Below are 13,498 nucleotides of genomic sequence, written 5' to 3'. Positions count from 1 at the left end.
TTTTTGGTATAAGTTTTGGCTTACCTGTTCTTACGGCGTGACCTATGGTTAAAGCAGAGGCTTAATCCAACGTCATGCCCGTTCAAATGATCCCTGCTTATAAAATAGACCAGTGATGGGCGGCGAACGTTACATGAGGAAGATCCCATGCACATTTTGCTGACCGGCGGTACTGGCCTGATCGGCCGTCAACTCTGCAAGCATTGGCTTGCCCACGGCCATCGCTTGACGGTGTGGAGTCGTCATCCGGACCAGGTCGCCAAACTGTGCGGCGAGCAGGTGTCGGGTGTTGCCAGCCTGCAAGAGGTTATCGGCCCGGTCGACGCGGTCATTAATCTTGCGGGCGCGCCCATCGCCGACCGCCCATGGACCCATAAACGCAAGGCGCTGTTGTGGAGCAGCCGTATCAGCCTCACGGAAACCTTGCTGGCTTGGCTTGAAACCCTCGCGCAAAAACCCGCGGTGTTGATCTCCGGTTCGGCGGTGGGCTGGTACGGCGACGGCGGCGAGCGCGAGTTGACCGAAGCCAGCGGCCCGGTACAGGACGATTTCCCCAGCCAGCTGTGCATCGCCTGGGAAGAAACCGCCCAGCGCGCCGAAGCCCTGGGGATCCGCGTAGTGCTGGTGCGTACCGGCTTGGTGCTGGCGGCCGAGGGCGGCTTGTTGTCGCGGCTGTTGCTGCCGTTCAAACTGGGGCTGGGCGGGCCGATCGGCAAGGGTCGGCAGTGGATGCCGTGGGTGCATATCAAGGATCAAATCGGCCTGATTGATTTTCTTCTGCACAAGCCTGACGCCAGCGGTCCTTATAATGCCTGCGCGCCACACCCGGTGCGCAATCGCGAGTTTGCGAAAACCCTGGGCCAGGTGCTCCACCGTCCGGCGTTCATGCCGATGCCGGCCTTTGCGTTGAAGGTCGGCCTGGGCGAGTTGTCCGGCCTGTTGCTGGGTGGGCAGAAGGCGGTGCCCGAACGGTTGCTGGCCGCCGGTTTCACTTTCCAGTTCACTGAGTTGCGTGCGGCCCTGGACGAATTGTCCAGCCGCCTCTAGAGATAGGATGTTGCATGACGGATCACGCGTTGTTACTGGTCAACCTGGGCTCACCGGCGTCCACTTCGGTGGCCGATGTGCGCAGCTACCTCAATCAGTTCCTGATGGACCCTTATGTGATCGACCTGCCGTGGCCGGTGCGGCGCTTGCTGGTGTCGCTGATCTTGATCAAGCGCCCCGAGCAGTCGGCGCACGCCTACGCCTCCATCTGGTGGGACGAGGGCTCGCCGTTGGTGGTGCTCAGTCGGCGCCTGCAGCAGCAGATGACCGCGCAGTGGACCCAAGGCCCGGTGGAATTGGCGATGCGCTACGGCGAGCCGTCGATTGAAAGCGTGCTGACCCGCCTCGCCACCCAGGGCATCCGTAACGTCACCTTGGCGCCGCTGTACCCGCAATTTGCCGATAGCACTGTGACCACGGTGATCGAAGAAGCCAAGCGCGTGGTGCGCGACAAAAAGCTCGATGTGCAGTTCTCGATCCTGCAGCCGTTCTACGATCAACCGGAGTATCTCGACGCACTGGTCGCGAGCGCGCGGCCTTATGTTGAGCAGGATTACGACCACCTGCTGCTGAGTTTCCACGGCTTGCCTGAGCGCCACCTGACCAAGCTCGACCCTACCGGCCAGCATTGCTTCAAGGATGCCGACTGTTGCAAGAACGCGTCCGCCGAGGTGCTCAAGACGTGCTATCGCGCGCAGTGTTTCAGCGTCGCTCGCGACTTCGCCGAGCGCATGGGGCTGCCGGAAGGTAAATGGTCAGTGGCCTTCCAATCGCGGCTGGGCCGCGCCAAGTGGATCGAACCCTACACCGAAGCGCGCCTGGAGGCCTTGGCCCAGCAAGGCGTGAAAAAGCTGCTGGTGATGTGCCCGGCGTTTGTCGCCGATTGCATCGAGACGCTGGAGGAGATTGGCGATCGCGGGCTGGAGCAGTTCCGCGAAGCGGGGGGCGAGGAGCTGGTGTTGGTGCCGTGCCTGAATGATGACCCGCAGTGGGCGAAGGCGCTCAATACGCTGTGCGAACGCGCACCGACGGCGCTGTAACCGAACCACGTGAAGATCGAAGTGTGGGAGGAGGCTTGCCCCTCCCACCTGTTGGTTGCGTTACAGGCTTAGGGTCAGGCTGACCGTAAAGTTGCGCGGTTCACCGGGGTTGATCCAGTAATTGCTGTAGGACCGTTCGTAGTACTTCTCATCAAACAGGTTGTTGAGGTTCAGGCCCACGGTGACATTCTCCGTGGCCTTGTAATGGGCCAGCAGATCGACCGTGTGGTAAGCCGGCAGCTCGAAACGCGTGCCGGCCTCGCCGGAGCGATCCCCCACATAAGTGAACGCCGCGCCCAGGTCTGAGCCGCGCAACACGCCATCCTGGAATTCATACACGCCCAGCAGACTGCCACTGCGCTTGGCAACGCCCAGAATCCGGCTGCCGGCGGGAATGGCTTTATCGCCCTTGGTCACTTCGGCGTCGATGTACGCAAACGCGCCGATCACGCGCACGGCCTCCGTCACTTGCCCTGTCAGTTGCAGGTCGAAGCCTTGGCTGCGAGCCTTGCCCATGGCGCGGCTGGTGTTGGTGGCCGGGTCCAGCGCGAGCACGTTTTCCTTTTCGATATGGAACGCGGCGAGGGTGGCGCTGAGGCGGTCGTCGAACAGCTCGCTTTTGATCCCCACTTCATAACCCACGCCTTCTTCCGGTTTGAAGGTTTTGCCGTTGGCGTCCAGGCCGCTGTTGGGTTTGAACGAGGTGGAGGCGTTGGCGAACACCCCGACTTGCGGGGTGAGCTGGTAAAGCAGACCGGCACGTTGGGTCAGCGCGTCGTGGGTTTGCCGGCTCTTGGCGTAGTTGCGCGCGAAGTCATCGGTGCTTTGCTCGAAATGCTCAAAGCGCGCGCCGACCATGCCGCGCAGGCGGTCGGTGAAAATGATTTGGTCTTGCAGGTTCAGCGCCTGGCTTTTGGTCTGCTCGAAGAAGTCGGTGCCGGAGCGTGTGCCGTTGGGTTTGGGCTGGCCGTAGACGGGGCTGTAGAGGTCGATGGGGTAGCGGCTGCCGCCGATAGCCGTGACGCGTTCTTTCTTGCGGTAGTCCTCGTATTCGGTGCCGATCAGCAGCTCATGCTGCCAACTGCCGATGTCGAACAGGCCGCGCAGTTCCAACTGGGTAATGCTGTCGTGCCAGCCCATGGAGCGTTCACGGTAGCGCCTGTCGAGGGTGTGACCGTCGGCATTCAGCGCACGGTTTTCCGAGGCGTCGCCCCACAGGCTGCCTTGTTTGTAGTGGCTGGCGAGGCGCAGTTTCCAGGCGTCGTTGAGGTGATGTTCGAGGGTGGCCTGGATACGGTTGTTGTGGTTGTCGATGTCACCGTCGTTCGGCTCGCCAAGGAAAGTTGAGCGCGAGATGCCTGGGGCGTCGACAACGCCGCGATCGAAGGTGGAGCTGTGGCGAACGAATTCGCTCTCCACCAGCAGGTGGGTGTCCGGGTCCAACTGCCAACTGAACGAGGGGGCGACGAATACCCGCTTGCTCTGCACGTGGTCGCGGAAGCTGTGGTTGTCTTCCACCGCCAGGTTGACCCGCGACAGCACGTTGCCTTCGCCGTCCAGCGGGGTGTTGACGTCAACGGCAGTGCGATAGCGGTCCCAACTGCCGGCGCTGGTTTGCACGGTGGTGAAGGCTTCCGGTTGGGGCTTCTTGGTGACGATATTCACGGTGCCGCCAGGATCTCCCCGGCCATACAGGCTGGCGGCGGGGCCCTTAAGCACTTCGATGCGTTCGATATTCGCCGCGTCAGGTGTACTCGGGTAGCCACGGTTGGCGCTGAACCCATCCTGGTAGAACTCTGAGGTCGTAAAGCCGCGCACGCTGTATTCGTAGAGGGTGAGGCCGCCGAAGTTGTTTTGTTTGGACACGCCACCGGCAAATTCCAGGGCGCGTTCCACATTGGTGCTGCCCAGGTCCTTGAGCACCGTGGCAGGAATCACACTGATGGACTGTGGGATATCGCGCAGGGCGGTGTCGGTTTTTGTCGCGCTGGCGGAACGGGTCGCGCGGTAGCCTTTGACCGGACCCGTGGCGGACTCATAGGCGTCGGTGGTGACGCTGATGGTGTCGAGTTCCAAGGTGTTTTCTTCGGCGAAGGCGGGATCGAGCAGCAAGCCCAAGGCCAGGCCAGCCAAGGGGGCGATTCTTCGAGACGGCATGATAGAGCGTTCCAATAGCGATATTGAAACAATATAACATGACCAATGAGAATGAATTGCTTTGAAATATAAACTTACAGGTACCCGCGAACGGGTACCTGGATCAGGCCGCTTATTCCTCTTCCTTGACCGGAGCCGGCGGTGGGCGAAGGCCGATTTCCGCCAGCAGCTTGATCTCTTTACCGTTGCGCATCACCTGGATCGCCACCTTGTCGGTCGGCTTGATCCGCGCCACCTGGTTCATCGACTTGCGGCCATCGCCGGCCGGTTCGCCATTGATGCTGAGGATCACATCCCCCAGCTGCAGGCCGGCTTTCTGCGCCGGGCCGTCGCGGAAGATCCCGGCGACCACGATGCCGGGGCGTCCGGTCAAGCCGAAGGACTCGGCCAGTTCCTTGGTCAACGGCTGCACTTCAATCCCCAGCCAGCCACGAATCACCTGGCCGTGCTCGATGATCGACTTCATCACTTCCATCGCGAGCTTCACCGGGATCGCAAACCCGATGCCTTGGGAGCCGCCGGACTTGGAGAAAATCGCCGTGTTGATACCGGTCAGGTTGCCATTGGCATCCACCAGCGCGCCGCCGGAGTTGCCCGGGTTGATCGCCGCGTCGGTCTGGATGAAGTCTTCGTAGCTGTTAAGGCCCAACTGGTTACGCCCGGTGGCGCTGATGATCCCCATGGTCACGGTCTGGCCCACCCCGAACGGGTTGCCGATAGCCAGCGCCACATCGCCCACCCGCAAGCCATCGGAACGGCCAAGGGTGATGGACGGCAGGTTCTTCAAATCGATCTTCAAGACGGCGAGGTCGGTTTCCGGGTCGCTGCCCACCACACGGGCCAGGGTTTCGCGACCGTCACGCAGCGCCACCACAATCTGGTCGGCGCCGGTGGTCACATGGTTATTGGTGAGGATGTAGCCTTCGGGGCTCATGATCACCCCGGAACCCAGGCTGGACTCCATGCGCCGCTGCTTGGGCCCGTTATCACCGAAGTAACGGCGGAACTGCGGGTCTTCAAACAGGGGATGGGCCGGTTTGTTGATGACCTTGGTGGTATACAGGTTCACCACGGCGGGTGCGGCGATCACCACCGCGTCCGCGTACGTCACCGGGCCTTGCACCACCGCGCTGGTCTGCGGTGCCTGTTGCAGGTTCACATCAAGGCTGGGTAGACCCACCAGCTCCGGGAAACGCTGAATAATCAGCATCGCGATCAGCACGCCAGCCAACAATGGCCATCCAAAAAAACGCAGCGCCTTGAGCATCAAGTAAGTCCTGACAGGTTGCAGGGGGCGGGAGAGCGCCCATAATGTCGCGCATTATACGAGGCTGCGACGCCTGCGAACGGGATATTTAGGAGTCTTTTATGGCCGTCCCCCTTACCACCCTCGTCGAGGAAGCAGACCGCTACCTCGGCAGTGCAAAAATTGCCGATTATTGCCCCAATGGCTTGCAAGTCGAAGGGCGCCCGCAAGTGATGCGCATCGTCAGCGGCGTGACCGCCAGCCAAGCCCTGCTGGACGCGGCCGTCGAAGCCCAGGCCGACCTGATCCTGGTGCACCACGGTTATTTCTGGAAGGGCGAAAACCCCTGCATTACCGGCATGAAGCAGCGCCGCCTGAAGACGCTGCTCAAGCACGACATCAGCCTGTTGGCCTACCACCTGCCGCTGGACCTGCACCCCGACGTCGGCAACAACGTGCAACTCGCTCGCCAGCTGGACATCACCGTCGAAGGCCCGTTGGACCCGAGCAACCCTAAAATCGTCGGCCTGGTCGGCTCCCTTGCCGAGCCCCTGTCGCCCCGCGACTTCGCCCGCCGCGTGCAGGACGTCATGGGACGCGAGCCGCTGCTGATCGAAGGCAGCGAGATGATCCGTCGCGTCGGTTGGTGCACCGGCGGTGGCCAGGGCTACATCGATGATGCGATTGCCGCCGGCGTCGACCTGTTCCTCAGCGGCGAGGCTTCCGAGCAGACTTTCCACAGCGCCCGCGAAAACGACATCAGCTTCATCGCCGCCGGTCACCATGCCACTGAGCGCTACGGCGTGCAGGCGCTGGGCGATTACCTGGCACGGCGCTTCGCCCTTGAGCACCTGTTCATCGATTGCCCCAACCCGATTTGAGGGCCAAACCTGGGGGCATATTCATATACCGTTTCGATCTAGCTGGCGCCCTGAATAGAAGCAGGTGCTGTGCTAGCATGCCCCGCTCGAACACGGCCCGCTGGCCGTCCATAAGATCGTTTTTCCGTGAGTAACCATGGTCGACAAACTGACGCATCTGAAACAGCTGGAGGCGGAAAGCATCCACATCATCCGCGAGGTCGCCGCCGAGTTCGATAACCCGGTGATGCTCTACTCGATCGGTAAAGACTCCGCCGTGATGCTGCACCTGGCGCGCAAGGCCTTTTTCCCGGGCAAATTGCCGTTCCCAGTGATGCACGTCGACACCCGCTGGAAATTCCAGGAGATGTACACGTTCCGCGACAAAATGGTCGAAGAGCTGGGCCTGGACCTGATTACCCACGTCAACCCGGACGGCGTGGCGCAGGGCATTAACCCGTTCACCCACGGCAGCGCCAAGCACACCGACATCATGAAGACCGAAGGCCTTAAGCAGGCCCTGGACAAACATGGTTTCGACGCAGCCTTTGGCGGTGCCCGTCGCGATGAAGAGAAATCCCGCGCCAAAGAGCGCGTGTACTCGTTCCGCGACAGCAAGCACCGCTGGGACCCGAAAAACCAGCGCCCCGAGCTGTGGAACGTCTACAACGGCAACGTCAACAAGGGTGAGTCCATCCGCGTGTTCCCGCTGTCCAACTGGACCGAGCTGGACATCTGGCAGTACATCTACCTGGAAGGCATCCCGATCGTACCGCTGTACTTCGCCGCCGAACGCGACGTGATTGAGAAGAACGGTACGTTGATCATGATCGACGACGACCGCATCCTCGAGCACCTGTCCGACGAAGACAAAGCCCGTATCGTCAAAAAGAAAGTCCGTTTCCGTACCCTTGGCTGCTACCCGTTGACGGGCGCGGTGGAGTCCGAAGCCGAGACGCTGACGGACATCATTCAGGAAATGCTCCTGACGCGAACTTCCGAGCGCCAGGGCCGTGTCATCGACCACGATGGCGCCGGCTCAATGGAAGATAAAAAACGTCAAGGCTATTTCTAAGGGGCTGTCATGTCGCATCAATCTGATTTGATCAGCGAGGACATCCTCGCCTACCTGGGCCAGCACGAGCGCAAGGAAATGTTGCGCTTCCTGACCTGTGGCAACGTCGACGACGGCAAGAGCACCCTGATCGGGCGCCTGCTGCACGACTCCAAGATGATCTACGAAGATCACCTGGAAGCCATCACCCGCGATTCGAAAAAATCCGGTACCACCGGTGACGATATCGACCTGGCCTTGCTGGTCGACGGGCTTCAGGCCGAGCGTGAGCAAGGCATCACCATCGATGTCGCCTACCGCTACTTCTCCACCGCCAAGCGCAAATTCATCATCGCCGACACCCCCGGCCATGAGCAGTACACCCGCAACATGGCCACCGGTGCGTCCACCTGTGACCTGGCGATCATCCTGATCGACGCCCGCTACGGCGTGCAGACCCAGACTCGTCGCCACAGCTTTATCGCCTCGTTGCTGGGCATCAAACACATCGTGGTGGCCGTCAACAAGATGGACATCAATGGCTTCGACCAAAGCGTATTCGAGCAGATCAAGGCCGATTACCTGAAGTTCGCCGACGGTATCGCTTTCAAGCCGAGCACCCTGGCGTTCGTGCCGATGTCGGCGCTCAAGGGCGACAACGTGGTGAACAAGAGCGAGCGTTCGCCCTGGTACACCGGGCAGTCGCTGATGGAAATTCTCGAAACCGTCGAGATCGCCAACGACCGCAACTACACCGACCTGCGTTTCCCGGTGCAGTACGTCAATCGTCCGAACCTGAACTTCCGTGGTTTTGCCGGCACCCTGGCCAGCGGCATCGTGCACAAGGGCGACGAAGTCGTGGTGCTGCCGTCGGGCAAGAGCAGTCGCGTCAAATCCATCGTCACCTTTGAAGGTGAGTTGGAGCACGCAGGCCCAGGCCAGGCCGTGACCCTGACCATGGAAGACGAGATCGACATCTCCCGTGGCGACCTGCTGGTGCATGCCGACAATGTGCCGCAAGTGACCGACGCCTTCGACGCCATGCTGGTGTGGATGGCCGAAGAACCGATGCTGCCGGGCAAGAAATACGACATCAAACGCGCCACCAGCTACGTGCCGGGTTCCATCACCAGCATCGTGCACCGTGTGGATGTGAACACCCTGGCCGAAGGTCCGGCGAGTTCGCTGCAGTTGAACGAGATCGGTCGGGTCAAGGTCAGCCTCGACGCGGCCATCGCCCTGGACGGCTATGACAGTAACCGCACCACGGGCGCGTTCATTGTCATCGACCGTCTGACTAATGGCACTGTGGCTGCGGGCATGATCATCGCGCCGCCGGTCACTCACGGCAGCTCGGCGCAGCACGGCAAGTTGGCCCACGTGGCCACCGAAGAGCGCGCCCTGCGCTTCGGTCAGCAACCGGCCACCGTGTTGTTCAGCGGCCTGTCCGGCGCGGGCAAGAGCACCTTGGCCTACGCGGTCGAGCGTAAGCTGTTCGACATGGGCCGCGCGGTGTTCGTGCTGGATGGCCAGAACCTGCGTCATGACCTGAACAAGGGCTTGCCGCAGGACCGTGCCGGGCGTACCGAGAACTGGCGTCGTGCCGCTCACGTGGCGCGCCAGTTCAACGAAGCGGGCCTGCTGACCCTGGCTGCGTTTGTGGCACCGGATGCCGAAGGTCGTGAACAGGCCAAGGCGCTGATCGGCGGCGACCGTCTGCTGACGGTCTACGTGCAAGCATCGCCGCTGGTGTGCGCCGAGCGTGACCCGCAAGGCTTGTATGCCGCCGGTGGGGATAACATCCCTGGCGAATCCTTCCCGTACGACGTGCCGTTGAATGCCGACCTGGTGATCGACACCCAGGCCCTGTCGTTGGAAGAGAGTGTCAAGCAAGTGCTGGAGCTGTTGCGTCAGCGCGGCGCGATCTAAAGATCTAAACCTCGCGGCCACAAAAAAGCCCGCCACCGAGTGATCGGTGGCGGGCTTTTTACAGTCTAGAGATCGGGCTCGGTCAAGTGTGGGAGGGGGCTTGCTGCCGATAGCGGTGTATCAGTAACAGCTGTACTGGCTGACACGCCGCCATCGGGAGCAAGCCCCCTCCCACAGGGTGATCATCGTTTGCCTGGGAATTCTGTGTGCAGTTTCTCCAGCAAGTGATCCTTGTCTTCCCATAGCTTGTTGATCCACCCCTGGAACGCCAACCGATACTCCCCATCCTGCTCATAATTCTTGCCGATAAACTCGGCCGGAATCTGCACCTCTTCGAACTGCACCACCACGTCCTTCACATTGCCACACAGCAAATCCCAATACCCTGGGCGCCCGGCCGGGTAGTGGATGGTCACGTTCACCAGTGACTTCAATTGCTCACCCATGGCATCCAGCACAAACGCGATACCGCCAGCCTTAGGCTTGAGCAGGTAGCGAAACGGCGAATTCTGCTGGGCGTGTTTGCCCGGTGTAAACCGGGTGCCTTCAGCAAAGTTGAAGATACCCACAGGGTTGTCGCGAAACTTCGCACAGGTCTTGCGGGTAGTTTCCAGGTCTTTGCCTTTCTTCTCCGGGTGCTTTTCCAGGTAAGCCTTGGTGTAGCGCTTCATAAAAGGGAAGCCCAGCGCCCACCACGCCAGGCCAATCACCGGCACCCAGATCAGCTCCTGCTTGAGGAAAAATTTCAACGGGCGAATCCGGCGGTTCAGCACGTATTGCAGCACCATGATGTCGACCCAGCTTTGGTGGTTGCTGGTCACCAGGTACGAGTGCTGATAGTCCAGTCCTTCAAGCCCGGTCAGGTGCCAGCGGGTGCGGCGTACCAGGTTCATCCAGCCCTTGTTGTTGGTCACCCACGCCTCATGGGTGTGGTTCATCAGCCATTCGCTGAAGCGCTTGGCGAACGGCAGCGCCTTGAACAGCGCCACGATAAACAGGAACGAACAGAGCAGGATCGTATTCAGCGCCAGCAACAGCGAAGCAATCACCCCGCGCACGGCGGCAGGTAGAAAATCCAGCATTTAGATATCCATAGGTCGGTTGGCGGCTTGGATCGCAGTCAGTGCGATGGTGTACACGATGTCATCCACCTGGGCGCCACGCGGCAGGTCGTTGACCGGTTTGCGTAGGCCCTGGAGCATTGGCCCCAGGCTCACGCAATCGGCGCTGCGCTGCACGGCCTTGTGGGTGGTGTTGCCAGTGTTCAGGTCGGGGAACACAAACACCGTGGCCTTGCCCGCCACCAGGCTGTTGGGCGCCAGTTGCCGGGCGACCGTCTCGTTGGCGGCGGCGTCGTATTGCAGCGGGCCGTCGATCAGCAGCGAGCTTTGTTGTTCGTGGGCGAGCAGGGTGGCTTCACGGACTTTTTCCACTTCCTCGCCGCTGGCCGAATCGCCGCTGGAGTAGCTGATCATCGCCACGCGCGGAGTGATGCCGAACGCGGCCGCCGAGTCGGCGCTTTGCAGGGCGATTTCCGCCAGTTCGGCGGCGCTCGGGTGTGGGTTCATCACGCAATCGCCGTACACCAGTACCTGCTCGGGGAACAGCATGAAGAACACCGACGATACCAGCGTGCAGCCGGGAGCGGTCTTGATCAACTGCAGGGCAGGGCGGATGGTGTTGGCGGTGGAGTGAATGACACCGGAGACCAGGCCATCCACTTCATCCAGGGCGAGCATCATGGTGGCGATCACCACGGTGTCTTCCAATTGCTGCTCGGCCATCGGCGCGTTGAGGCTCTTGCTCTTGCGCAAGGCGACCATCGGCTCGACGTAACGCTGGCGAATCAGGTCCGGGTCGAGGATCTCCAGGCCTTCGGGCAGTTCGATACCCTGGGCGCGGGCGACCGCTTCCACGTCCGCAGGCTTGGCCAGCAGCACGCAACGGGCAATTCCCCGCGCCTGGCAGATGGCGGCGGCTTGCACGGTCAGCGGCTCGCTGCCTTCGGGCAATACGATACGTTTGTTGGCCGCCTGGGCGCGTTGGATCAGCTGGTAGCGGAACACCGCGGGTGACAGGCGCATTTCCCGTGGCGTGCCGCAGCGTTGGTGCAGCCAGCGGGCATCGAGGTGGCTGGCGACGAAGTCAGTGATGATCTCCGCGCGCTCGCGGTCATCAATCGGGATTTCTTTGTTGAGGCTGTTGAGCTGGTTAGCGGTGTCGTAGGAGCCGGTGCTCACCGACAGCACCGGCAGCCCGGCCTGGAACGCGCCGCGACACAGGTCCATGATGCGCGGGTCGGGCAGGGTGTCGCTGGTCAGTAGCAAGCCGGCCAGGGGCACGCCGTTGATCGCGGCCAGGCTGACGGCGAGGATGATGTCGTCGCGGTCGCCGGGCGTCACCACCAGCACGCCAGGCTTGAGCAACTCCACGGTATTACGCATGGTGCGGGCGCAGATGATGATTTTGGTCATGCGCCGGGTTTCGTAGTCGCCGGCGTTGAGAATCTGGGCGCCCATCAGGTCAGCCACATCGCGGGTGCGCGGTGCATTGAGTTCCGGCTGGTAGGGAATGCAGCCGAGCAAGCGGAAGTCGCCGCTGCGCAACAGCGGCGAATGCTCTTTAAGGCGTGCCGAGAAGGCTTCCATGCTTTCTTCGGTGCGCACCTTGTTAAGAATCACACCGAGTACTTTTGGGTCCTTTGGGCCGCCGAACAGTTGTGCCTGCAATTCCACGCGGCCGGACAGTTCGGTGAGCACTTCGTTTTCCGGGGCGGACACCAGGATCACTTCCGCATCCAGGCTCTTGGCCAGGTGCAGGTTGACCCGCGCCGCATAGCTGGCGTTGCGCGTGGGCACCATGCCTTCGACGATCAGCACGTCCTTGCCCACCGCGGCTTGCTGGTACAGCGTGATGATTTCTTCGAGCAGTTCGTCGAGTTGGCCGTCGCCGAGCATCCGCTCTACGTGAGCCAGGCCCAGGGGCTGAGGCGGCTTGAGGCCGTGGGTGCGCGCCACCAGTTCGGTGGAACGCTCAGGGCCGGTATCGCCGGGATGCGGCTGGGCAATCGGCTTGAAAAAGCCGACTTTCAGCCCGGCCCGTTCAAGGGTGCGCACCAGCCCAAGGCTGATGGAGGTCAGACCCACACCAAAATCGGTGGGCGCGATAAAAAAAGTTTGCATGCGAATTCTCTGAAGGTGCATGGCTTCGGTGAGGTTCTATGTTTGAACATCTACCGGGAATCAGGCGCCAAGGTTATCGTTATTCGCGCGCTTGCGCACACCAGCCGCAGGCAAAGGGCTGGCCTATTTTTTCAAGGCGTTGCACGGGGTCGAGCACCCAGGCGCGTGCCTGCCAGGGTGGCTGGTGGCGTAGATGCTGGGTGTGGCCGCAGGACAGCTCGGCGACCCAGTGCTGGTCGGCGTCCTGGCGGAATCCGAGGATGAAGGAGGCCGTTGATCTGTCCCGTCCGTCCGGGTTCTGTTCGCTTTCGGGCAAATCCTTGTTTAGACTTGTCCGTTCTTCATTCTTATGCAAAAGGTCTCGCCCCATGACGATCGCCGCTAACAAGGCTGTCTCCATCGACTATACCCTGACCAACGACGCTGGTGAGGTCATCGACAGCTCCGCCGGCGGCGCGCCGCTGGTCTACCTGCAAGGCGCAGGTAACATCATTCCAGGCCTGGAGAAGGCGCTGGAAGGCAAACAAGTGGGTGATGAGCTGACTGTGGCCGTAGAACCTGAAGATGCCTATGGCGAGTACTCGGCCGAACTGGTCAGCACCCTGAGCCGCAGCATGTTTGAAGGCGTTGACGAGCTGGAAGTCGGCATGCAGTTCCACGCCTCCGCGCCGGACGGCCAAATGCAGATCGTCACCATCCGTGACCTGGACGGCGATGACGTGACCGTTGACGGCAACCACCCGCTGGCTGGCCAGCGCCTGAACTTCCAAGTGAAGATCGTTGCCATCCGCGACGCTTCCCAGGAAGAAGTGGCTCACGGCCACGTGCACGGCGAAGGCGGTCATCACCATTGATCGCGGTTTGATCAATAGGTAACAAAAACGCCCCGACTGGTTCGGGGCGTTTTTTTTTTGCCTGTGTTTTTTGGTTGACTGGTTTCCAGTGGTGAGCGGGCTTTTTGTGGTGAGCGGGCTTGCCCCGCG

The 13,498-nt window shown here is 61.3% G+C and carries 11 protein-coding genes; 6 read left to right on the top strand and 5 right to left on the bottom strand.

Going from position 1 to position 13,498, the window contains the following annotated elements:
* Positions 1–147 precede the first annotated feature (147 nt).
* A complete protein-coding gene (locus BM403_RS07560) occupies positions 148–1,047 on the top strand; it encodes a TIGR01777 family oxidoreductase (RefSeq protein ID WP_093542255.1) in 900 nt (299 codons plus the stop codon).
* Positions 1,048–1,061: 14 nt separating this feature from the next.
* Complete coding sequence (gene hemH, locus BM403_RS07555; RefSeq protein ID WP_012722128.1) at positions 1,062–2,087, top strand: ferrochelatase; 1,026 nt, start codon at positions 1,062–1,064, stop codon at positions 2,085–2,087.
* A 60-nt stretch (positions 2,088–2,147) separates the two neighbouring features.
* Here the strand turns inward: hemH and BM403_RS07550 are convergent, their stop codons facing one another.
* Complete coding sequence (locus BM403_RS07550; protein WP_093542253.1) at positions 2,148–4,244, bottom strand: TonB-dependent siderophore receptor; 2,097 nt, start codon at positions 4,242–4,244, stop codon at positions 2,148–2,150.
* Between the two features lie 112 nt (positions 4,245–4,356).
* Complete coding sequence (gene algW / locus BM403_RS07545; RefSeq protein WP_012722130.1) at positions 4,357–5,511, bottom strand: Do family serine endopeptidase AlgW; 1,155 nt, start codon at positions 5,509–5,511, stop codon at positions 4,357–4,359.
* Between the two features lie 101 nt (positions 5,512–5,612).
* Here algW and BM403_RS07540 point away from each other — a divergent pair, with 101 nt between their 5' ends.
* From BM403_RS07540 to cysN, 3 genes are all read left to right on the top strand, one after another.
* Complete coding sequence (locus tag BM403_RS07540) at positions 5,613–6,371, top strand: Nif3-like dinuclear metal center hexameric protein (RefSeq protein ID WP_012722131.1); 759 nt, start codon at positions 5,613–5,615, stop codon at positions 6,369–6,371.
* Positions 6,372–6,507: 136 nt separating this feature from the next.
* Positions 6,508–7,425, top strand: a complete 918-nt coding sequence (gene cysD / locus BM403_RS07535) for a sulfate adenylyltransferase subunit CysD (protein ID WP_012722132.1) — start codon at positions 6,508–6,510, stop codon at positions 7,423–7,425.
* Between the two features lie 9 nt (positions 7,426–7,434).
* Positions 7,435–9,333: a sulfate adenylyltransferase subunit CysN gene (gene cysN, locus BM403_RS07530; RefSeq protein WP_012722133.1), complete on the top strand. Its 1,899-nt coding sequence runs from the start codon at positions 7,435–7,437 to the stop codon at positions 9,331–9,333.
* A 182-nt stretch (positions 9,334–9,515) separates the two neighbouring features.
* Here cysN and BM403_RS07525 read toward each other — a convergent pair whose 3' ends face one another.
* The 3 genes from BM403_RS07525 to BM403_RS07515 form a co-directional block, all read right to left on the bottom strand.
* Positions 9,516–10,415: an acyltransferase gene (locus BM403_RS07525; RefSeq protein WP_093542251.1), complete on the bottom strand. Its 900-nt coding sequence runs from the start codon at positions 10,413–10,415 to the stop codon at positions 9,516–9,518.
* Positions 10,416–12,515, bottom strand: coding sequence for a phosphate acetyltransferase (gene pta, locus BM403_RS07520; protein ID WP_012722135.1), 2,100 nt, complete (start codon positions 12,513–12,515; stop codon positions 10,416–10,418).
* Between the two features lie 79 nt (positions 12,516–12,594).
* On the bottom strand, positions 12,595–12,885 hold the full coding sequence (locus tag BM403_RS07515) for a DUF3565 domain-containing protein (protein WP_012722136.1): 291 nt from the start codon (positions 12,883–12,885) through the stop codon (positions 12,595–12,597).
* Here BM403_RS07515 and BM403_RS07510 point away from each other — a divergent pair.
* A complete protein-coding gene (locus tag BM403_RS07510) occupies positions 12,884–13,369 on the top strand; it encodes an FKBP-type peptidyl-prolyl cis-trans isomerase (protein ID WP_012722137.1) in 486 nt (161 codons plus the stop codon). The genes BM403_RS07515 and BM403_RS07510 overlap by 2 nt on opposite strands.
* The last annotated feature ends 129 nt before the right edge of the window (positions 13,370–13,498 follow it).

The sequence above is a fragment of the Pseudomonas sp. OV546 genome (assembly GCF_900116845.1).
Lineage (GTDB): Bacteria > Pseudomonadota > Gammaproteobacteria > Pseudomonadales > Pseudomonadaceae > Aquipseudomonas > Aquipseudomonas petroselini.
Note: the sequence above shows the minus strand (reverse complement) of the source record. Positions and strands in the feature narration are given on the sequence as shown.